Genomic DNA, 19,770 nt, shown 5'->3' with positions numbered 1-19,770 from the left:
CTTTGATTCCACCTATTCCACCTCGTTAGGACTTATACACATGGACCAGGGTTCCGTACGTGATATTCTTGCCGGTAAAACCTACTTTATCCGCACCTTTGGCTGCCAGATGAATCAGCACGACTCCGAGCGCGTGAGTGGCCTGCTCGACTCGTATGGCTGCCTTATGGCGCTCGATCCGGAGCATGCTGACATTGTCGTGTTCATGACGTGCTGCGTTCGCGAGGCAGCTGACACCCGTTTGTACGGTCAGTGCAACTCTTGTAAGAGCCTCCCGCCTTCGCCCTCGGGCAAGCGTGTGGTCGCCGTGGGCGGCTGCATCGCGCAGCGCGACGGCGAGGGTTTGCTCACCAATGTCGATAACGTCAATGTTATCTTTGGCACGCATTCCATCGCGCATGTGGCCGAGCTCATTGCCGAGGCATTCTTGGACGGCAAGCGTCATATTCGCACCAATGAGCACGAGGACACGGATGCTATGAGCATGCCGTGGCATCGTGAGACCCAGTACCACGCCTGGGTCCCCATTATGACGGGCTGTAATAATTTCTGCACTTATTGCATCGTGCCTTATGTGCGCGGTCGCGAAAAGAGCCGCCCTTTCGAGGAGATTGTCGACGAGGTCACCGGTCTAGTACGCCAGGGCGTGCGCGAGATCACGCTTTTGGGTCAAAACGTCAACTCCTATGGTCGCGATCTGTTTGGCAAGCCGCGCTTTGCCGACCTGTTGCGTGCCGTGGGCGATACGGGTGTGGAGCGTATCTTCTTTACTTCCTCGCATCCCAAAGACCTGCTGCCCGAGACCATTGACGCTATGGCCGAGACGCCTGCCGTCATGCCGCAGCTGCACCTGGCGGTGCAGTCGGGCTCGACGCGCATCCTTAAAGAGATGAATCGTCGCTATACGCGCGAAGACTATCTGGGGCTTGTCGATCGCATCCGCAATCGCATGCCCGATATCGCGCTTTCGACCGATATCATCGTTGGCTTCCCCGGCGAGACCGAGGAAGACTTTGAGCAGACGCTCTCGCTTGCCGAGACGGTCCGTTATGCTCAGGCCTATACGTTTATCTATTCCAAGCGCGCCGGTACTCCGGCAGCCGAGATTGATGATCCCACGCCGCATGAGGTGATTCTTGAGCGCTTCAACCGTTTGGTGAAGGTTATTGAGACCACTGCGCACGAATATAACCAAGGTGAGCTCCACACCGTTGTGCCGGCGCTTATTGAGGGTACGAGCAAAAAGAATGACGCGGTGCTGCTGGGCAAGAGTCCTAAGAATCAGACCGTTCATGCACCGATTCCCGAGGGCTACAGTATCGATCAGTTGATTGGTAAGATTGTCGATGTTGACGTCGATGTTGCCAAGACCTGGTATCTGTCCGGATCCGTTGTGGGCGAGCCGCGCTAATGATTTCTCCCGGGGCAGGCCTTTCTGCCGTTGCAATTGTCGGTCCGACCGCGGTTGGTAAAAGTGATGTCGCAGATCGTTTGGCGGCTCGCCTTTCGTCCGAAGTGCTGTCGTGTGACGCGATGCAGATCTATCGAGGTATGGATATCGGCACTGCCAAGATGGCACCCGAGGAATGCACGGCGCCTCTACGCCTGGTCGATATTGTTGATCCGGGCGTTGCATATTCTGCAGCGCTGTATCAGGTAGACGCTCGTGTGCATGTTGAGCGCTTGCTGGACGAGGGCCGCCTACCGGTGTTTTGCGGGGGTACAGGCCTGTATCTCAAGGCCGCCCTGGACGAGATGGATTTTCCCTCGGGCGAGCTTGAGGACGATCGCCGCGCGGGATATCAGGAGCTTGCCGAGCGCATTGGCGAGGAAGCGCTGCACGCGCTGCTTGCTGAGCGTGACCCCGAGTCCGCTGCGGTGATCCACCCCCATAATGTTCGTCGTGTGATTCGCGCGCTCGAAATGCACGATGATGGTGTGTCCTACGCGCAGCAAAAGTCGCAGTTTAGTGTTCCGCGCGAGCATTATCACGCTCTGTGGTTTGGATTGATGCGTAATCGCGAGGCGCTTTACGAGCGTATTAACCTTCGCGTCGATCTGATGTTTGAGCAGGGTCTTGTTGATGAGGTTCGCGGTCTTATGGACCAGGGGCTGGAAGATGCCCTGACTTCGATGCAGGCGATTGGCTATAAAGAGATTATCGATGCCTTTAACGGCGTGATTTCTATGGATGAGGCTCGTGAACTCATCAAGATGCGTTCACGTCGCTATGCCAAGCGTCAGCTTTCGTGGTTTAAACGCGATGACCGCATTGTGTGGTTTGATATGGACGAGTTTACGATCGATGAGGTCGTTGAGGATATCCTTCATCGTATCGAGGCGGCCTAATGGCTCGGTTTCCCCTCGTTCCAACGGCTCCTGCGCCCGAACGTGCCGTTCTTGTCGGAGTTGAGTGGCGCGATAACGCCTGGCCGCTCGACCGCTCGCTTGACGAGCTTGAGCGCCTTGCCCATACGGCTGGCGCTCAGTGCGTGGCGCGTTTGTCACAGCGTCTAGTTAAGCCGTATCCAAAATCGTTTATCGGCTCCGGTAAGGTTGAGGAGCTTTGCGGGCTCGTGCATCGTATGGATGCCGATGTTGTTATCTTCGACGACGATTTAACGCCCTCGCAGCAGTCGTATCTAGAGAAAGCCGTGGGCGAACCGGTGAAGATTATCGACCGTACGGCGTTGATTCTCGATATTTTTGGCCTGCACGCTCAGACTCGGGAGGGCCGCCTGCAGGTGCAGCTAGCCCAATTGCAGTATCTGTTGCCCCGCTTGCGCGGTATGTGGAGCCATCTTGCTAAAGAGCAGACACGCGGTGGCATTGGTTCGCGCTTTGGTCAGGGCGAAAGCCAGCTCGAGGTTGACCGACGTTTGATTCGCAACAAGATTGCCGCGCTTCGTCGCGAGCTTAAGCAGGTTGAACAGCGCCGCGATGTCCAGTCAAAGAGTCGTATCGAGTCGCCGGCGTTTCGCGTTGCCTTAGCCGGTTATACCAACGCCGGTAAGTCGACCTTGCTCAATCGCCTGACCGGGTCTACGGTGCTTTCACAGGACAAATTGTTTGCCACGCTCGATCCGACGACGCGCTCGTATCGCTTGCCCGGTGGTCGTGGCATGACCATTACCGATACCGTTGGTTTTATTCAAAAGCTACCGCATGGTCTCGTCGATGCCTTTAAGTCCACGCTGTCTGAGGTCCTTGGTTCCGACCTGATCCTTAAAGTTGTGGATGCCTCCGACGAGGACTACGAGCGCCAGCTCGAGGCAGTCGATCGCGTTCTCGACGAGATCGGTGCCGGCGAGCGTTTGACGCTTACGGTGTTCAATAAAATCGACCTACTCGATAGCGTCGATCGATTGAGTTTCCGTCGTCGCTATCCCGAGGCCGTGTTGTTCTCGGCCCAGACAGGCGAGGGGCTCGACGATCTCGTCGACCGAATTGCTCGTGAGGCGGCTGCCACCGATGTGTTGCTCTCCGCTGATATCCCGTATCGCGAGGGCGCCCTTATCACGCTGGTGCATGAGCAGGGAACCCTTTTGCACGAGGAATATCTTGAGGACGGCGTTCGTATTGTGGCGAAGCTGCCGGCCCGTATCGCGCCGCGGCTCGAGCGTTATCGCACTGAGTAGACGAGCTCCAAAATGCCCAGAATGATGGGCTGATGCAGCAGATAAAAGGGGAGTGCATGACGTCCAAGGCTGGCGAGCGCCGGGACGGGATTGGTGTAGGCCCAGCTTGGGGCGGGATGTTCACATCTTTGAGCGGTACGCGCAGCGAAGTATCCTGTGAGATACATGAATATGAACGGGATGATTGGATAATAGTCGCCTGAAACGAACCAGGGGCCGGGAAATCCTAGCCACGCCAAATAGGGGAATGAATAGGTCGATTTCGGGATGCCCCATGTCGCTGCGAAGAGAGCGAGGCATATCGCAATGCCCCACGTGCTGGGCACTTTCTGAAGCATCGGTCGTGTTACGGCTGCCACAGCGGTACACGCCGCCATGCAATAAATGATGCCAAAGTTCACTGAATCGTCGACCGATACGAGCGTTGTTGCGATCCAGACGACCAAAGCTGCGGCTGCGTACTTGGCCGCTCGTTTAGCATTGTTGCGTGAGAGCGTGCACATCCAACCCGCGATAAACAAAAATACCCAGCTGATGCTGGCGCGCCAGATGTCTTGAAAGACAGTCTGGGTAAACCAGGGCATATCCCAGTCGTACAGGTAGGCAAGATCGTAGCAAGCGTGAAAACCTGCCATTGAAATCATCGTAAACCCGCGGACGGTATCAAAGATGGTGATGCGTTTTTGCATTACGAGAACCGGCGCATTAATCCGACAACCTTACCCAAAATAACGGGGTTCGTCGCATAGATGGGCTCCATGGTGTCGTTCTCAGGCTGCAGGCGCACGCGCCCCTGCTCCTTGTAGAACGTCTTGACGGTCGCCGAGCCATCGATCATGGCCACGACGATTTCGCCGTTCATGGCGCTCTTTTGCTCGCGAACGATAATGTAGTCACCGTTGTAGATGCCGACATTGATCATTGAGTTGCCGTGCACTTCAAGGATAAAGGAGCCCTGGTCTGTGGCGATTTCGGTCGGGATGGTAAAGGTGTCCTCGATATTTTGCTCGGCCAGAATGGGAATCCCAGCCGCGACGCGACCGACGAGCGGCAGTGAGACCGTTCCGCGGGGCGCTGTGGGTTCATCGGATTTGGAAATCGAGACGGAGGATCCGTCCTCATCAAAAAGCTCTAGGGCGCGAGGCTTGGTGGCATCGCGCTTGAGCAGCCCTCGAGCCTCCAGGGCAGAGAGATGAGCATGCACCGTGCTGGGGGAGGAGAGGCCTACGGCCGATGCCATCTCGCGCACACTGGGCGGATAGCCCTTCTCCTGCTGATATTCCTTGATGAAGTCGTAAATCTGCTGCTGACGCTTGGTAATTTTGCGAGCCATCAGGGGATCCTCTCTGCCAATGTCAAACAAATGTTCGATTATTGCTTGACAGGAACAACTGTTCGAAGATAATAATAACCGAACATTCGTTCTCGCGCTAGACATTTTTGTCCGCGCGGCTTGATAAAACTGTTCTCAGCAAAACACGCGAGAGGAGAACATGATGAACGCAACGGATATGGTCCAGGGAAACCTCGCCCTTAAGCTCGAGACGCCTGCGGCGCCGGCTTTCACGGTTGTTAAAGGCGGCCGATCTGGTTTCCAAACACTGCCTGGCAAGCCCGTCCGCAGCCAGTGCGTCGCCACGACTTCGGCCCCCGTTGCCCTAAAGGCTTCGACGATTGTCGCCCTAGCCGTTGCGCTCACGCTCTTCTTTGTACTTGCCACCTCGATCTTCAGCGCTCGTCACGCCGCATATGCCGAGTCGGTATCCAACGTTACCTACGAGACCGTCCGTGTTCAGTCTGGCGATTCCTTGTGGTCGCTAGCCCAGGAGCATCCGATTGAGGGTCTTTCCACGCAGGAGACCTCTGATATGATCCGCAACGTCAATCACCTGGAGCATGGCTCGCTCGATGCCGGTGCGCATCTTAAAGTTCCCGCACGTTCATAAGATTTAAGTACCGTCGCATGGTACCCTTGTAATCGTTTTAGAGGAGGTACCATGCGCTGTCCCAAATGCGGCAAGGCACATACCCGCGTCGTTGATTCCCGCATGCAGGAATCAAATAACACCATCAAGCGCCGTCGCGAATGCTGCTCATGCAATTATCGCTTTACGACATTTGAGCGTTGTGAAGACCCTATCGAGGTCATTAAGTCAGACGGATCCAAGCAACGGTTCGATCGCAATAAGCTGCTGGTCGGTTTGATGCGCGCCACGATCAAGCGAGATATCGACACTAAAAAGCTCAACGAGATCATTGACGATATTGAGGTTGAGCTTCGTTCCCGTACGCTCACGGCTGTTACGTCCCATGAGCTGGGCGATATGGTTCTTAAGCGGTTGGCCAAGATCGATAAAGTGGCCTACATCCGCTTTGCCTCGGTCTATCGCGATTTCAAAGACGTCGATGAGTTTCTGCAAGAGCTCGACAAGCTAAGGTGATTTCATGTCCAACATTACCGTCAACATAAAGCGTCTCGACCCCACCGTCGAGCTTCCCAAATACGCCCATCCCACTGATGCCGGCTTGGATTTGCGCTCCAACGAGGACTGCATCCTGAAGCCCTTCGAACGCCGTCTGGTCTCTACTGGGCTGGCCATCGCCCTGCCCGATGGCTACGCCGGCTTCGTCCAGCCCCGAAGCGGTTTGGCCATCAAGCAGGGCCTGTCTATAGTCAATACGCCGGGCCTCATCGACGCCCACTACCGAGGAGAACTCAAGGTTATCCTCATTAACCTGGATCCCTCCAACAACATCCAAATCAACAAAGGCGACCGCATAGCCCAACTTGTCATCCAAGAAGTCCCCACGGTCAACCTCATAGAAGTAGAAGAACTAGACGAAACCGACCGAGGCAACGGAGGCTTCGGCTCCAGCGGCGTCGCCTAGGGGTACTCGTATCCCTCCCGCCCGGGGCTTACCTATATCATTCCATGCTCAAACATTCTCGCTTCGCAGGGGCGCACGGATCCCGCTTTCGCCTGAGCCCCATACATATCATCCCGTGCTCAAACATTCTCGCTTCGCTGCGAAACTGCGCGCGGGACGATATGTATGGGGCTCAGGCGAAAGGGCTACATGCTTGACATAAAACAATCTTTCTAGTTAGCCGATGCGATAAAGGGATGCCTCCTTTGTCGCATCGGCTAACTCTATTTATATTTTCCTGTTTTACCTTTGCAGGTTCTAATGGAGGGGATACCGAAGTAGCTGCTAGTAAGTAAACGTAGCTGCTCAGCGGGAGCCGCCCATATATCGTTCCACGCGCAGTTTCGCAGCGCAGCGAGAATGTTTGAGCATGGAATGATATATGGGCGGCTCCCGCTGAGCAGCGGACTTTCGTCTACCTGATATGAGCGGGTTTTCCGCCCCAGTAGAAGCGACAGAAGGCTCGTTTGCGCTTTTGGGGTTTGCCTACGAGCTCCATGGTTGCGATGGCGATGTCCTCCGCTGCGCGTGGACGGCGCAGGACTTCGCCGTTGATGAGTAGGGCTTTGAGCGACTCAGGGTGGTCGTGCAGGTGACGAAGCGTCACGATGAGTTCTCGTGCGGTGGTGACATGCATGCTGGCGCCCATGCCGGTGAGCATCGTGGTGTTTGCCTTTTCCTGGCCATAGGACTTGCCCAGCAGGATCATCGGCAGATGAGCGCACAGGCACTCGGTGACGGTGAGTCCGCCCGATTTGAGAATTGCCAGGTCGCAGCCGTGCATGAGGGCCGCCATGTCGTCCACGTAGTCCAGAACCGTGACGTTGTCGAGTTTCATGGCGTCGAAGAGCGTCTTGAGTCGGGTGGCGTATTCCTTATCCTTGCCCGGTAAAAAGACAAAGTGCATGTCCTCAAAGCTGCGTAAGAAGGGGAGCGTGTGGTCCATCGCGGCACGGAAACGCACGTATGGTTGGGGCAAACTGGCGCCGGCCATCACCAATACGACGGTTTTGTCTATGGGGAGATTGAACTTGCTCAGCTCATCCTCGCGTTTGTAATCTGAATCGAAACCGGCTCGGATGGGGATGCCCGTTATGCGGATCTTTGACTCGGGAACCTTGCGCGGCCGCAGCGTTTCGGCCATAAACTCGTTGGCTACGCAGAATAGGTCGGTGTCCTTGTGGGGCCAAAATCCTTCGACTTCGTAATCGGTCGGCACGCAGATGACCGGATAATCGATACCCGTGATGACGCGGGCGCCCACGGCAACATTGGCTGCTGTGATGTGCGTTGCGAGCACGGCTATAGGCCTGCGGCGACGAATATATTCGTTGAAGGCGGGGAACATAATTCGCGACCATGCCGTGCCGCCACCCCAGAGAAGATGCCCCGTAAGCGTATATCGCCAGGTCAGGTCGTAAATGGGGCGCGTGGCTCCCGTAAAAGAAGCCGCGGTCTTATTGCCGTCGAATTTAATTCGTCCAAAATCAAGGATATCGAGCACTTCAATCTCAACATCCTCGGGGATGCCATTGGTGCCGCGGATGAGGTCGAATGCCTGCGCAATCGCATTTGCGGCGGCCTTGTGGCCCGAGCCGACCGAGGCGTGCACGATGGTCACGAGGGGTTTTTGCTGAGCCAAGAGCGTGGTTTGCTCCGATTGGGGAGCGCTGTTCGTGAGCAGGGGAGCATCGTCGCTCGTCTGCGTCTGATCCATCGATAACTCCCCTTCGACGTTGTAACATGGATTTATCATTGTAGTGCATGAGTGTCACGTTCACGTAAATTTGGGTATGAGCGCAAAGAACGACAACGTTTCGACGAGAGGACTCTTCATGACTACCGATCAGACAATCGATGTTGCGATTATCGGCGGCGGCCCCGCGGGCTATGCTGCCGCCATTTACGCTGCGCGTGCCAACCTGACGACGACCGTGATTGAGCAGGGCATGTCGGGTGGACAGATCGCCACGACCAATGAAGTCGAGAACTATCCGGGCATTCCGCTCTTGAGTGGCGCCGAACTCGGCGAGCGTTTTCAGCAACATGCAGAGGGCCTGGGAGCACAGGTCGCATGGAGCATGGTTTCGGGTATCGATTACGATGCCGATGCAGCGCTGTTTACGGTGCATCACGATATGGGCGATACGCTGTCCAAGAGCGTCATTGCGTGCATGGGTGCCACGCCGCGATCTGCTGGTTTTGTTGGCGAGGATACGTATCGCGGTCGCGGCGTTTCGTATTGCGCGACGTGCGACGGCATGTTCTTTCGCGGCAAGCAGGTCTTTGTCATCGGCGGCGGCAATGCTGCCTGCGAGGAAGCTCTGTTCTTGTCAGAAATCGCCGGCAGCGTGACCATCGTTTTGCGCCGCGATCAGTTCCGTGCCCCTGATGGTGTTGTTCAGAAAGTACTCGAAAAGGACAATATTACAGTTAGGTACCAAACTAGTATTGTTGAACTTTCTGGTGAAGCGACGCCAACGACGATCGCCTTTAAGGACAATGCATCCGGGGAAATTCATACCGAGTCATTTGAGCCTGGCTCGTTTGGCATTTTTGTCTTTGCCGGCACGCAACCCCATACCGAGCTTGTTGAGCATCTCGTCGATTTGGCGCCTGATGGCGGCATTCTAACTGATGAATCTATGGCGACCCGCACGCCAGGTCTATTTGCCGCTGGCGATATCCGTTCCAAGCGTTTACGCCAGGTTGTGACCGCCGTTTCTGATGGAGCCATAGCGGCAACCAGCGCATACGCGTTTCTCCGCGGATAAGTACGATAATATATCTTATGTAATGTTGTTATCTATTAACTAAATGGCGGGACGATGCATCAGTGCACAGTCCCGCCATTTTTCTTGCCGGCTATGTGGTATTCAAAACTAGATAATCTAGAATACAATATAGAAGATGAACGGAGGACCTTTATGAATCACGTTAAACACGTTATTCCGATGTCTGATTCGTCGGTCAGCATTAAATCTGAGGATATTCAGCCCACTGTGCTGCCTGATGCATTTATTCAGTCCGATATCGTACGCAAACTCAATACGTTGAGTCTGCCGCGCTACGACCAGTTGCCCAATGTGACGCTCTACCGCGACCAGGTCATTGAGTATGTCGCGCTGTGGATGGAGCCGCTGTCCCTTTGCGTTGAGCAGCCTATCATTACGCCATCGATGATCAATAACTACGTAAAGGTTGGCCTGGTGCCTGCTCCGGTCAAAAAGCAATATGGCCGCGAGCAGATTGCCCGCGTGATCGCTATCTGCATCTTTAAGCAGGTGCTACCTATTGCTGCTGTGCAGGCACTCTTTAACATTCAGCGTTTGAGCTACGATGCCCCGACGGCCTTTGATTATGTGGTCGATCAGCTCGAGGCATCGATTCGTGCGGCGTTTTCCGTCGAGCAGACTCCCGTGCCCGATACGGCGCATCAGGTAACGCGTGAGTCGCTGCTTGTGCGTAGCGCGGTATCGTCCTTCGTTTCGAAGGCTTACTTGATGAGCTATCTCAAGTTCAACGGGTTTAATAGCTAGCCGACGTATAAAACGGGCGGGACAAAGAGCCATCTGTCGCTTTGTCCCGCCCGTTTTTTTGCTTGGTTGGACTTTATTTGCCCGAAGCTACGCCCATGCCGTAGCCGATGATCAGGCCGTGCATCTCGGCGTAATAGGAATCCAGGCCGTTGCAGGGCATGATGATGGTCTTGGAGCCGGGCCAATGTTCGACTATGCGATCAGTAAGCGCCTGGGCTCCAGCTTCGTTCTCAACGTGATCGATGACGACCTCGCCGCCCGTAAAACCCTCGGCTTCCATGGTATCGATGATCTTGTTGAGCATCTTCTTTTCGCCACGCGTGTGCCCGACGAGTTCGATTTTACCGGCCTCACTCGCCGTGCCCAAAATGCGGATATTGAGCTTGTTGGCAATAACGCCGGCTGCCTTGGGGATACGTCCGGCTTTGGCGAGGTTTTCGTAATTGCACAAGCTGAAGAGGATTTTGCTGTTCTGTTCAAGGCTATCGAAGTATGCGCAAGCTTCCTCGAATGAGACATTCGGATTGCTTGCAAGATAGCGGTCGAATAGCAAGAAAATGAGGTCCATTTTGCCGCCAGCTGCGCGTGAATTGACTAGATGAATCTGTCGGTCGGGCTCCTCGGCAAGAACCATATCGCGAGCCGTGGCTGCCGCGTTGTAGCTGCCCGACACGCCCTCAGAGATCGGCATGCAAATGGTCTTGTCTGCCAATTTGAAGAGCTCGGCCCACTCCCCTACGCTGGGACAAGCGCTCGAAGAAGCGTTCGTCTCCGCCTGAACAGCGCAGTTGAGCTCATGAACATCGAGCGAAAGGTCATCGACGAATTCACGCTCCCCCACTCGAATTTTGAGGGGCGCAAATGCAAAGGTGGTATGGGGCGCGGTCGGTTGCCAATCGCGGAGGTTGCAGCTTGAATCGGAGATAAGTGCCCAGCTCATAGAGGGTCCTTTCTAATCGTTCCCATTCAATTATAGCCATCTTGCAGACCGATTGGGCCGCTATCTAGTATTCAAAACTAGATAGCGGCCTGCACGAAAGGTAAAAGAATGGACCCCATGACTCAAAGCCACGAGGTCCATATCAGTTTGCTTTATCTGAATACTTAGTAACGCACGAAGATATAGTTATTGTTCATGCCGGCGGCAACGGAGCTGATGATAACACCCGTGTTGTAATCGGAAGCATGAATCATCTGACCACCACCGATGTAAATGCCGGTGTGGTACGAGTTGACCACAACGTCACCGGGCTGCGGATCGGACACACGCGTCCATCCCATAAAGGTACCCGTGGTGCCCAGGCGGCAATAGCGACCAGTGAGGCAATAGCTAACAAAACCAGAGCAGTCGAAGCTGTTCGGGCCAATTCCGCCCCAGGAATAAGCACAACCAAGCTTGCTGTATGCACGCGAGACAACAGAACCGCCGTCGACGGACTGGCTCGGAGCAGAAGGCGTCGGAGCCGGAGCAGGCGTGGAGGGCTGCGGCGTCGGAGTAGGTGCCGGCGTAGGAGCCGGAGTGTTGCCGCCCTGATTGTTGTTATTGCTGGTCTGACCACCGTTGTTGGTGTTCTCGGTCGTACCGGCAGTCTCGTTGCTCACCGTGGCCTTCTCGGCGGTACTGGCGTTGATGCCGGCCTGCAGCGCGGCGTTGGCCTCGGCCTCGGCGGCAAGCTCGGCCTGCAGCTGCGAATCCAGGGAGTTTACGACGTTCTGGGCTTCAGCCTGCTGGGCGTTAAGCTCGTCGACCTTCTTTTGCGTGGCGGCGACGTTCTTCTCCTGCTCGGCCTGCTTATCGGTGAGCTGCTGCTTAAGCTCCTTGACCTCTTGAATGGTCTGAGCCTGCTTATCGGAAACTTTGCCGTAGTAGAACAGACGGTTGAGCATATCGCTCAGGTCATCGACGCCCGTCAGAACCTGAAGCAGGCTCAGACCGCCAGTTTTGTACTCGCCGGCGACATAGGTCGAGAGCTTGCCCTGACCATCGGCGATCTCCTGCTGCTTCTGCGTGATCTCGCCGGCAGTCTGATCGAGCGCCTGCGTTTGTGTGGCGAGCTCATCGTAAATCTGTTGGGTTTGGGTACCGATCTGCTCGAGCTTCGTACGAGCAGCGGCAAGGTCGGATGCGGTATCGGCGTAGGCAGGAGCCGCGAGGCCCAAGCCCAAAACACAAGCGAGGGTTGCCGTAGCAGCGCAGCGTGCCATGTTTTTATGCGTGTTTGCTGTGCGCATGTAGCTTCCTTTCCAGTAACTAAGGGTAACGGCTAGTCTACCGTCACCAGGCTAAAGAGCTCCACATCGTCATCAGACGGCGTGAGCTTCTCGCGCGGGTTGAGAAACGCAAGCTCAAGGATACAACCGTAACCGACAAGCTTTGCGCCCATATCTCGCACCAGTTTACCTGTTGCCTCGACGGTTCCGCCCGTCGCGACCAAGTCGTCCAGAATCAACACGGTATCTTTAGAGCTGATAGCGTCGGCATGGATCTCAATTGAATCGGTGCCGTACTCGAGCTCGTAGCTCTGGCTTACGGTCTCGCGCGGCAGCTTGCCCGGTTTACGTACGGGAACAAAGCCGGCACCAAGGGCTACAGCCACCGGTACACCAACCATAAAGCCGCGAGCCTCGGGACCCACGACCTTGGTGATTCCCATGCCGGCAAAGTGCTCGGCGAGGGCATCGGTCATGGCTTTAAGCGCCTCGGGATTGCCAAAAAGCGGCGTGATGTCTTTAAAGATGACTCCGGGCTCGGGATAGTCGGGGATGTCGACGATTTGAGATTCGAAGTCGTACATTGCATGACCTTTCAATGGGTTGCCGGATAAGCGGCAGAGGTTATTTGGCCGCGGTGGCGGTGCCGGAGTGCGAAGGGGCGACGACCTTGAGCGGCTTTACGAGAGAATCCTCGTGCGAAGCCGGCGCGGCTATCTCTTCGTTTTTGGCCTTGGTGGACTCGGAGCGAGTGATTTCCTCATCGAGTGCATCGATGTCGGCGTCCTCGACCACGGCGTTGAGCGACTCAAAAACGCGGTTCTTGAGCAGCGCAGTGTGCACACCCTCGGTCAGGTCGTGAAGCTTCTTAAACGCACGCTCGAGCTTGGCGTCGCGCTCGTCATCGGAGGTATCCATTCCGAGCATGCTCACGAGCACCTGCTCAAACATCGAGGACTCGCGGTTCGCGGAAGACACGTACTGACGCAGGTTGCGCGGCTCGATATGGAAGCGTGACAGCTCAGAGCAGTAGCGGATGATCGGAAAATCGCGGCCATCGACAAGCTCGCGATTCTGCGGACTCTTGATGATGCGAATGAGGTCGTTCTCGGCGAGCGAGCGGATAAACGAAATCTCGACGCCCAGCATATCGGGAATGGTCTCGATGGGATGCAGCTTTTGCTTAGTCTCCTTGGGCTCCGTCTTGAGCGGAACATCGGACAGCAAGCCCACCTCGTAGGCGAGCGTTGACAGGTCCGTGGCGTTTTCCAAGCGCTGCTTAATCACGTTGAGCGGCATGTAGCGAGTCTTCTGCAAGTGCAGAATGACCTCCAGGCGATCAACGTCCTCCTTGGAGTACTGACGGTATCCCTTAGGCGTACGATGAGGGGTAATGAGCCCCTCATCCTCTAGAAATCTAATTTTTGAGTTCGAAAGATCGGGGTATGCGCCTCGAAGAAGGTTGACGACTTGGCCGATACTCAGATAGTTGCGTTCGGCCATGCCCTACTCACCGGTTTCGATGCGCTCCGGCGTGCTCTCGTGGTAGATGAGCGTAAACGTACCGATCTGGACGGAAGAGCCGTCGTGCAGCGGGGCCGCGTTGACGATGGCACCGTCGACCCAGGTGCCATTGAGCGAGCCCAGGTCCTCGATGCGAGCGCCAAGGCCCTCGCGAATAATGCGCGCGTGGCTGCGCGAAACAGTCATGTCATTGAGGAAAATGCCGTTCGCAGGATCGCGGCCGATGGTGGTCACGTCGTCCTCGAGCTCAAAGGCGGCACCAGTCTGCGGACCCTTGACGATGGACAGAACGGGGGCGGTGATGCGCACGTTGGCCATGAGGTCGGGAACGGTGACGTCGCTTGAAGGCACGCGGAATACGCAGGTAGCGTCAGCAGTCTTATCATTCTGAGGCATATTGTTAACCATGTTGTCCATGACAACCCCTAACTTATCGCGGACGTGCCGCAAATAATGAACCGTACGTAATCATACCCCAACGAATCAGTCTTCGATTTCAGGGTTCAGAAAGTCGATGTCCTCGTCTTCGGGATGCATGAGAGCCTGTTTAATGGCCGCTCCGCCCTTAATGGAGTAGATGACAGCCGTGAGCATGGAGAAGATCACGCCGCCGTACACAAAGAAGATGCCGAGGGGCACCGAGCTTCCGTTGAGGCCTGGGAAGGCCGTAAGGGCTGAAGGCAAAAGATGCAGGCCGTCAATAACGGGGAACCCGAGTAGCATGAGCGAGAAGCCGGTCATGAGCAGCGCTGTGGCAATCTTTCCGGGGAAGACGACATCGATGGGGCGATGGTGATAATGGCGCACGATAAGCGTGCCGATGCCCAAATAGATGTCGCGGCCAATAATGAGCACGCAGACCCAGATGGGCAGCTCTCCGCGAACCACCAGTCCCAGCACGCCGGTGAACAGCAGCGCACGGTCACAAATGGGATCCATGACCTTGCCGAGCCACGAGACCGTCTTAGTCATGCGGGCGATCTGACCGTCCATCCAGTCGGTGGAGGCGGCAACGGCGTAGATAACAATGGCGATGACGCGGTTGTTATCCGTCACAAACAGGTACAGAAATACCAGGGTGAGGATCAGGCGCGTAAAGGTGATGAAATTGGAGATCGTAAAGATCTTATTCGACGGGTAATCGGAAGTGCCGATAAGCTCCTTTTTGATCTTCTTTTTGATGCCCACAGGACTCCCCCGCTGGTTAACGACAAAACTTTCGATACTATACCCGTTCCGGCGATGTCTATCCAGCGCAGCCATAGAGAGTCCAGACATGTGGAGGGTGTTGTTGGCGGGGCGGGAACTCACATTTATGTACATCAGCCTCCAAACATGTCGAAAATGTCGGTTTTGGAGGGTGATGTACACGTTTTTGTTGCGCGTGTGCATCATCTCATATGTTGCCAACGCTAACGGTGAACCTGAGCGCCCGGGCACATTCTTTGTTGGCTGAAACCGGCATAGCAACTAGCGGAAGGCATCATCGAAGGAGTGTGCTGGAAAGCACCCGTCTCCTTAACTGTTAGAAATGCAAGTTAATAATCTATGCGGTCAATGTGATACCGTTGAACCCGCGTATCGATACCGCTCAGCCATTCGCCTCGCCCCCGTCGCACGCATCTTCATTCGGTCTGTTACTTTTAATCTAACAATTCTTTGAGGAACGTAGGTGCTTCCAAATGTACTGTCGACTTCTTCTCAAACTAATCCTAAGAGACAGGGCCGTATGGATTTGTACGCTCGTTCTCGCCGCAGCCTTCTCCGTCCCCATTGCGTTCAATTCACCCATCTACGGGCCCTTCTTTATGAAACAGGGCATGCAGGGCTTTGTCGACGAATTCAATACGCGCGCGCCCCAGGCCAGCGGCACAGACCTATCTCCAGAGCAGCAAGATGACGCGGAGCTTGCAAGATACGCGAACGCCGCCCTCGCCGCTCAAACCGACGCCGCCTTTCTCGATTCTGCCGAGAGCTACTACGCGCTCATGGGCGAAGGCTTCCAATCCGGGTCCATCGTGGGGGACCGAGAGACCAATGACGCAGAGCTCGCATATTGCCGTGCCCTGAGCAGCTCCGGCATCACGGATATCCCGGCCTCCGCAAGCGACCTGCCATTCCTTTCCTTCCTGCCTTACGCCATTGCCACGGCGCCGTCTTTCCTTCCCTTCATCCCCTTCCTTCTCTCGTCGATACTCCTGCTCGGCGCCACAAGGCCTGCGACCCTGGCGGCGAAGGCGCCCGCGCCCAAATTCCGGCGCCTCATCCAGATCGTGTTTTCGATAATCGCCGCGGGGACCGCGATGCTCCTCGCCGGCCTCGCACCCGGGAGCATTTGCGCCTTGGCCCTAAACGGCTTCGGGCAAATCGGGTACCCGATCGCCTTCTTCCATGACGGCGCGCTTGCCACCACGACCGCGGGAGACGTCTTCACGACCCTGCTTCTCGCGCTTCTTGCGGGCGGAACCTTGATATCCGTTTGCTCCGCCGTCCTATCGACCGCAACGAGGCGCGTCCTCGCGGGCCCCCTTGCCTCCGCGCTGCTTGTCGCGGCCCCGGCATTCCCGTTACTGTCCGATTCGGCGCTGGAGCATAATGCCGCGCTCGAGCTCCTGCCGCTGGCCGTGTTCTCGCCTATCGAGGCAACGGGTTACGTGGGATGCTTCCCGACGGAATTCATTGGCTCCGGTTCAGGCAGCGCATCGATGCTTGCCGTGGCCCTGGCATACGTCGCGGTCTTTTTTGCGGTCGGCGCCGTTGCGGCACGTTCCCCCAAACAGCCTGGACCCGCGAAAAAGCGCCATGGGCTCGAGCTTCTGGACGCGAGCGTGGGATACGGAAGCACGACGATACTTTCAATCGGGTCGCTTTTCCTGAGCCCGGGAACGGCGGCGGGCCTCGTTGCTCCCAACGGGTCGGGGAAAACCACCCTTCTTGAAGCGCTGTCGGGCCAATTTCCCACCCGTATCCGCTCGGGAAGCCTGGTGGCAGACGGAATCAGCCAACGCCGATCAGCCGAATTTGCAGAACTCGTCTACCTGAGCTCTTCGGGCGGCGCGGATCTCTATCCCACGCTATCGGCCCTCGAGCACCTTGCTTTCGTTAGGGAGGCGTGGAAATCGGCCGCCGACATCGACTCGCTCTGCAGCTCCCTCGGAATCTCCCCATATCTCGACAAGCCGACCCGTAAACTCTCGACAGGAATGAAGCAGCAGGTAAAGCTTGCCATGGCGATATCGACCGATTGCCCGTACCTTATCCTCGATGAACCGCTGAACGGCCTCGATCCGGGAAAGCGGAAAACCTCCTGCGACGCGATGCGCAGCGAGGTGGCGCGGGGACGAAGCGTGCTCATTTCAAGCCACCTGCTCGACGACCTGGCAGACCTCACCGACTCGTTCTACTTCATCGAGGCCGGCACGCTCGTGGAAAAGATCAAGTCGTCCTCGCAGACGCTCAAGCAGGAATACCTCGATACATACGAGGGTGGTGAATGACATGATAGGCAAGAGCTATGCAAAGATAGCGATTGTTGGCTTTGTACTTTGTCTTGCAATGGTGCTATGTGCATCATTTGCGAGGTATAGGTCCGAGCAGTCGTTTATTGATGGCGCTGAAAACGGTTTTGGCATAGACGGGATGTATGTCAACGATGGCGCGACCAGGCCGTCTATGGCGATTCTTGCAGGCGAAGATATGGAATGGCGAATCTGTAATGACGATGGCTCTTGTATGAGTGGTCGTTTGGCCGCAACGAGCGATCCGAATTCGTTTGATCTTCTCGACAATGATGGATCGGATTGCGGTTCAGTTCACCTGTCGTATGCATCGCGAGACGGGATGGACGGCATTCTCTACGTCTCCCACGAGACTGGCGATTTCAAGATGCGCAGGACTAACCGAGTGCCGGCTTTTATCGAGGAGTGAGAATTCCCGGCGGTCTGCCGATCAGGCCGCCGGGGTATCGAACCCCGCATTCATCCGTACACACACGGATGAATGCGGGAAGTGTCCGGATGAAGTTGATAATCAAGGAAACAATGCCGTTCTGCCTGGGACGGCTTTGGTCTGGACTTTAACTACAACATCGCAATCGACACTTATCAGCTCGCGCGACGCGCATGGCCAAATCTCGGACGCTGGTGCATGGAGGACCTTCGAGATTTACTGTACATCCAAAACGACGACGCACACCGCGTGCTCGCCGACTGCGAAGACGAGATGGCTGTCTACAATGCGATCAGAAACGGCGTGAACTCCGGAGAGTTTTCTGTCGAACCGCCGTGCCGTCGCGCGAGCCGATCGGGCAAGCCGGGCAATCTGGTCCCGGCTCTCCCGGTCGTATTCCTACGATATCGCCCCTAGATCACCAATGTGTCAGATAAAGAATGAGGCAATGGCTGTGATCACGCCTACGGCAGATGCAACGACTGCGCCTTTTTTCCTCTCTTTTAGTCCGACGAATAGGGTTGCCGTAAAGTAAAGGGCGGAAATGCAGTCTATGGCAAGCAAAACGAGTTCCTTGGGCGGTTTCAGCAAAAGGTCGCTAGCAAAGAGTAATGCAAGCAGGGCAAAGCCGATTGTGACCAAGTATCTTGATTGATTTTGCGACAGCATGGCAACTGCCTTTCAGAACATGCAAGTGAAAAGTCGGTACGATGTCATTGCGGTTGCAAACAAGCCGCCGTCAGGACCGGTTGTCACGAGACCGACGATAACGCATTTTCTCGGTTTCCAGCTCATGACAGACCCCTCTCTCATGGTGCAACGCATACATTATGAGATATGCACATTATCTCGCTAATCAATTTCAATATCCATCATCCAACTAAAGAATACTGACTCACTGGTTCAGCGACGATGCGTTTTTACCCTCGCGTTCCCACTCGCCGCGTCGGCGGTCGGAAGGGTCTCCGTCTCGCAATCAGCGACCTTGTAACCGTATCTGTCGAGCCAGGCGGCAAGCACGTCCCAATCGACGCGCTTCCAGTCGCCGCCCGGCGCGTGCTGCATCACGAGGCCTCCGGCGACCATGAGCGCGTGGATATGCCCTCCTTGCAGGCCAGCGATGATCCCGCTGGTGCATACGATGCCAGGTCGCTGTGCCGGCATGGCGCAAACGTATTGGCCTTTGTGCCCCTTTTGGCAACTTTAGCATGGCTGTAGGTTAAACCAACCCACAGCCATGAGCACGTTAACGTAGTACTATGCTAATTACACGGATAAGGCAGGGGTATTTTTCTTTGGCGAATAAATTTGTATTTCATGGCAAGGGGAGTGGCGTTAAGGTTTTCATCGCTATATCAGTTGCCGTGTTCGCATTCTCTGCGCTATTTCTAAAAGTGGAGCGTTGCCAAAAAGATAGCGGAGGTGACTATTCACATTTGTGGTTCGTGAGCGGATTGGTGTTGAACGTTGACAGCTCTGGCGATTTTACCATGTCGGTCGAAAGCGAAGATCCATATAACGACGGGTCTGATCGTCTGACCATTCTGGTTGATTCAGAACATACGCGCTATGTAAGCGATAGCCCCGTGAGCGTTGGGTCTAAAGTCAAGGTAGGCTATTTTCTCGATTCCCGAAAGAAAAATACGATTCGCTGCTCTTCTGTGGATGTGTTGGAATAATTTTTGAGTAACTATCAGTAAAAAGCTGCGAGCAAAGGCCGCTCCACGTGGGGCGGCCTTTTTGGTGGATAGACGTTGCGGAGGATGATTGATTGACGTTTTTACTCCGCATGGAAATCGAGTGAGGATTCTGTTCCGCGAGGGGCGTGTTTTGAGGCTCTTGGCGGTACGTAATTCTCGTTCGGCGTCTTGACGGGACAAAACCCTCGGTTGACTTTTTGAAGCGGGTAGCGCGCAGAGATGTGGTGTAAGAGGCGGGGCATGCCCCGCCTCTTCCCTTTCTTGAAAGGGAGGGGACACCGC

Annotated in this window: 21 protein-coding genes; 11 read left to right on the top strand and 10 right to left on the bottom strand. The window is 55.6% G+C overall.

Annotated features, from left to right (window positions below):
- The first annotated feature begins 40 nt into the window (after positions 1 to 40).
- The 3 genes from miaB to hflX are packed head-to-tail and all read left to right on the top strand — an operon-like array spanning position 41 to position 3,638.
- Positions 41 to 1,411, top strand: a complete 1,371-nt coding sequence (miaB, locus tag I2E45_RS07965; protein ID WP_152073819.1) for a tRNA (N6-isopentenyl adenosine(37)-C2)-methylthiotransferase MiaB — start codon at positions 41 to 43, stop codon at positions 1,409 to 1,411.
- Positions 1,411 to 2,349: a tRNA (adenosine(37)-N6)-dimethylallyltransferase MiaA gene (miaA, locus tag I2E45_RS07960; protein WP_195445500.1), complete on the top strand. Its 939-nt coding sequence runs from the start codon at positions 1,411 to 1,413 to the stop codon at positions 2,347 to 2,349. The genes miaB and miaA overlap by 1 nt, the downstream gene beginning before the upstream one ends.
- Positions 2,349 to 3,638, top strand: coding sequence for a GTPase HflX (gene hflX / locus I2E45_RS07955; RefSeq protein ID WP_195445497.1), 1,290 nt, complete (start codon positions 2,349 to 2,351; stop codon positions 3,636 to 3,638). Before miaA ends, hflX begins: the two co-directional genes overlap by 1 nt.
- On the opposite strand, the gene I2E45_RS07950 is transcribed toward hflX, so the two are convergent.
- Positions 3,623 to 4,327, bottom strand: coding sequence for a heparan-alpha-glucosaminide N-acetyltransferase (locus I2E45_RS07950; protein ID WP_195445495.1), 705 nt, complete (start codon positions 4,325 to 4,327; stop codon positions 3,623 to 3,625). The two genes, hflX and I2E45_RS07950, sit on opposite strands and share 16 nt — an antisense overlap.
- On the bottom strand, positions 4,327 to 4,971 hold the full coding sequence (gene lexA / locus I2E45_RS07945) for a transcriptional repressor LexA (RefSeq protein WP_195445494.1): 645 nt from the start codon (positions 4,969 to 4,971) through the stop codon (positions 4,327 to 4,329). The genes I2E45_RS07950 and lexA overlap by 1 nt, the downstream gene beginning before the upstream one ends.
- A 163-nt stretch (positions 4,972 to 5,134) precedes the next feature.
- On the opposite strand from lexA, the gene I2E45_RS07940 reads away from it, so the two are divergent.
- The 3 genes from I2E45_RS07940 to dut are packed head-to-tail and all read left to right on the top strand — an operon-like array spanning position 5,135 to position 6,527.
- Positions 5,135 to 5,584 carry a LysM peptidoglycan-binding domain-containing protein gene (locus I2E45_RS07940; RefSeq protein WP_195445492.1) on the top strand — a complete coding sequence of 150 codons (450 nt, stop codon included), beginning with the start codon at positions 5,135 to 5,137 and terminating at the stop codon, positions 5,582 to 5,584.
- Positions 5,585 to 5,635: 51 nt separating this feature from the next.
- Positions 5,636 to 6,079, top strand: coding sequence for a transcriptional regulator NrdR (gene nrdR, locus I2E45_RS07935; protein WP_055285168.1), 444 nt, complete (start codon positions 5,636 to 5,638; stop codon positions 6,077 to 6,079).
- Between the two features lie 4 nt (positions 6,080 to 6,083).
- Complete coding sequence (dut, locus tag I2E45_RS07930) at positions 6,084 to 6,527, top strand: dUTP diphosphatase (protein ID WP_138112619.1); 444 nt, start codon at positions 6,084 to 6,086, stop codon at positions 6,525 to 6,527.
- Positions 6,528 to 6,981: 454 nt separating this feature from the next.
- Here dut and I2E45_RS07925 read toward each other — a convergent pair whose 3' ends face one another.
- The gene (locus I2E45_RS07925; RefSeq protein ID WP_195445490.1) at positions 6,982 to 8,283 is read right to left on the bottom strand and encodes an MGDG synthase family glycosyltransferase; all 1,302 of its coding nucleotides are present in this window, start codon (positions 8,281 to 8,283) and stop codon (positions 6,982 to 6,984) included.
- A 118-nt stretch (positions 8,284 to 8,401) separates the two neighbouring features.
- Here I2E45_RS07925 and I2E45_RS07920 point away from each other — a divergent pair, with 118 nt between their 5' ends.
- A complete protein-coding gene (locus tag I2E45_RS07920) occupies positions 8,402 to 9,340 on the top strand; it encodes an NAD(P)/FAD-dependent oxidoreductase (protein WP_195445487.1) in 939 nt (312 codons plus the stop codon).
- Between the two features lie 153 nt (positions 9,341 to 9,493).
- On the top strand, positions 9,494 to 10,105 hold the full coding sequence (locus I2E45_RS07915) for a DUF1836 domain-containing protein (protein ID WP_195445485.1): 612 nt from the start codon (positions 9,494 to 9,496) through the stop codon (positions 10,103 to 10,105).
- 73 nt (positions 10,106 to 10,178) lie between these two features.
- Here I2E45_RS07915 and I2E45_RS07910 read toward each other — a convergent pair whose 3' ends face one another.
- The 6 genes from I2E45_RS07910 to I2E45_RS07885 form a co-directional block, all read right to left on the bottom strand.
- On the bottom strand, positions 10,179 to 11,045 hold the full coding sequence (locus I2E45_RS07910; RefSeq protein WP_195445483.1) for a DegV family protein: 867 nt from the start codon (positions 11,043 to 11,045) through the stop codon (positions 10,179 to 10,181).
- 164 nt (positions 11,046 to 11,209) lie between these two features.
- Positions 11,210 to 12,337: a coiled-coil domain-containing protein gene (locus tag I2E45_RS07905; RefSeq protein ID WP_229058890.1), complete on the bottom strand. Its 1,128-nt coding sequence runs from the start codon at positions 12,335 to 12,337 to the stop codon at positions 11,210 to 11,212.
- Positions 12,338 to 12,369: 32 nt separating this feature from the next.
- Positions 12,370 to 12,900 carry an adenine phosphoribosyltransferase gene (locus I2E45_RS07900; protein WP_195445480.1) on the bottom strand — a complete coding sequence of 177 codons (531 nt, stop codon included), beginning with the start codon at positions 12,898 to 12,900 and terminating at the stop codon, positions 12,370 to 12,372.
- Between the two features lie 40 nt (positions 12,901 to 12,940).
- On the bottom strand, positions 12,941 to 13,819 hold the full coding sequence (gene ftsR, locus I2E45_RS07895) for a transcriptional regulator FtsR (RefSeq protein ID WP_195445478.1): 879 nt from the start codon (positions 13,817 to 13,819) through the stop codon (positions 12,941 to 12,943).
- Positions 13,820 to 13,822: 3 nt separating this feature from the next.
- Entirely contained in the window at positions 13,823 to 14,257 is a 435-nt protein-coding gene (locus tag I2E45_RS07890; RefSeq protein WP_006236002.1) for an FHA domain-containing protein, read from the bottom strand.
- Between the two features lie 66 nt (positions 14,258 to 14,323).
- On the bottom strand, positions 14,324 to 15,028 hold the full coding sequence (locus tag I2E45_RS07885; RefSeq protein ID WP_195445475.1) for a CDP-alcohol phosphatidyltransferase family protein: 705 nt from the start codon (positions 15,026 to 15,028) through the stop codon (positions 14,324 to 14,326).
- A 620-nt stretch (positions 15,029 to 15,648) separates the two neighbouring features.
- Here I2E45_RS07885 and I2E45_RS07880 point away from each other — a divergent pair.
- Complete coding sequence (locus I2E45_RS07880; RefSeq protein WP_195445473.1) at positions 15,649 to 17,337, top strand: ABC transporter ATP-binding protein; 1,689 nt, start codon at positions 15,649 to 15,651, stop codon at positions 17,335 to 17,337.
- A 1-nt stretch (position 17,338) separates the two neighbouring features.
- Entirely contained in the window at positions 17,339 to 17,767 is a 429-nt protein-coding gene (locus I2E45_RS07875) for a hypothetical protein (protein ID WP_195445471.1), read from the top strand.
- 450 nt (positions 17,768 to 18,217) lie between these two features.
- On the opposite strand, the gene I2E45_RS07870 is transcribed toward I2E45_RS07875, so the two are convergent.
- Positions 18,218 to 18,457 (bottom strand): hypothetical protein, encoded by a 240-nt coding sequence (locus tag I2E45_RS07870; protein WP_195445469.1) that lies wholly within the window; start codon positions 18,455 to 18,457, stop codon positions 18,218 to 18,220.
- 626 nt (positions 18,458 to 19,083) lie between these two features.
- Between I2E45_RS07870 and I2E45_RS07865 the strand changes: the two genes are divergently transcribed.
- Entirely contained in the window at positions 19,084 to 19,467 is a 384-nt protein-coding gene (locus I2E45_RS07865) for a hypothetical protein (RefSeq protein ID WP_195241049.1), read from the top strand.
- Positions 19,468 to 19,770 lie beyond the last annotated feature (303 nt).

Source organism: Collinsella aerofaciens (genome assembly GCF_015555045.1).
GTDB lineage: Bacteria > Actinomycetota > Coriobacteriia > Coriobacteriales > Coriobacteriaceae > Collinsella > Collinsella aerofaciens_W.
The sequence above is the reverse complement of the archived record's forward strand: the minus strand, read 5'-3'. Positions and strand labels throughout refer to the sequence as shown.

What these genes read in the sequence shown, in the direction of transcription:
- miaB (WP_152073819.1), top strand. Translation starts at nt 41, where the DNA reads ATGGACCAGGGTTCCGTACGTGATATTCTTGCCGGTAAAACCTACTTT.
- miaA (WP_195445500.1), top strand. Translation starts at nt 1,411, where the DNA reads ATGATTTCTCCCGGGGCAGGCCTTTCTGCCGTTGCAATTGTCGGTCCG.
- hflX (WP_195445497.1), top strand. Translation starts at nt 2,349, where the DNA reads ATGGCTCGGTTTCCCCTCGTTCCAACGGCTCCTGCGCCCGAACGTGCC.
- I2E45_RS07950 (WP_195445495.1), bottom strand. Translation starts at nt 4,327, where the DNA reads ATGCAAAAACGCATCACCATCTTTGATACCGTCCGCGGGTTTACGATG.
- lexA (WP_195445494.1), bottom strand. Translation starts at nt 4,971, where the DNA reads ATGGCTCGCAAAATTACCAAGCGTCAGCAGCAGATTTACGACTTCATC.
- I2E45_RS07940 (WP_195445492.1), top strand. Translation starts at nt 5,135, where the DNA reads ATGAACGCAACGGATATGGTCCAGGGAAACCTCGCCCTTAAGCTCGAG.
- nrdR (WP_055285168.1), top strand. Translation starts at nt 5,636, where the DNA reads ATGCGCTGTCCCAAATGCGGCAAGGCACATACCCGCGTCGTTGATTCC.
- dut (WP_138112619.1), top strand. Translation starts at nt 6,084, where the DNA reads ATGTCCAACATTACCGTCAACATAAAGCGTCTCGACCCCACCGTCGAG.
- I2E45_RS07925 (WP_195445490.1), bottom strand. Translation starts at nt 8,283, where the DNA reads ATGGATCAGACGCAGACGAGCGACGATGCTCCCCTGCTCACGAACAGC.
- I2E45_RS07920 (WP_195445487.1), top strand. Translation starts at nt 8,402, where the DNA reads ATGACTACCGATCAGACAATCGATGTTGCGATTATCGGCGGCGGCCCC.
- I2E45_RS07915 (WP_195445485.1), top strand. Translation starts at nt 9,494, where the DNA reads ATGAATCACGTTAAACACGTTATTCCGATGTCTGATTCGTCGGTCAGC.
- I2E45_RS07910 (WP_195445483.1), bottom strand. Translation starts at nt 11,045, where the DNA reads ATGAGCTGGGCACTTATCTCCGATTCAAGCTGCAACCTCCGCGATTGG.
- I2E45_RS07905 (WP_229058890.1), bottom strand. Translation starts at nt 12,337, where the DNA reads ATGCGCACAGCAAACACGCATAAAAACATGGCACGCTGCGCTGCTACG.
- I2E45_RS07900 (WP_195445480.1), bottom strand. Translation starts at nt 12,900, where the DNA reads ATGTACGACTTCGAATCTCAAATCGTCGACATCCCCGACTATCCCGAG.
- ftsR (WP_195445478.1), bottom strand. Translation starts at nt 13,819, where the DNA reads ATGGCCGAACGCAACTATCTGAGTATCGGCCAAGTCGTCAACCTTCTT.
- I2E45_RS07890 (WP_006236002.1), bottom strand. Translation starts at nt 14,257, where the DNA reads ATGGACAACATGGTTAACAATATGCCTCAGAATGATAAGACTGCTGAC.
- I2E45_RS07880 (WP_195445473.1), top strand. Translation starts at nt 15,649, where the DNA reads ATGAAACAGGGCATGCAGGGCTTTGTCGACGAATTCAATACGCGCGCG.
- I2E45_RS07875 (WP_195445471.1), top strand. Translation starts at nt 17,339, where the DNA reads ATGATAGGCAAGAGCTATGCAAAGATAGCGATTGTTGGCTTTGTACTT.
- I2E45_RS07870 (WP_195445469.1), bottom strand. Translation starts at nt 18,457, where the DNA reads ATGCTGTCGCAAAATCAATCAAGATACTTGGTCACAATCGGCTTTGCC.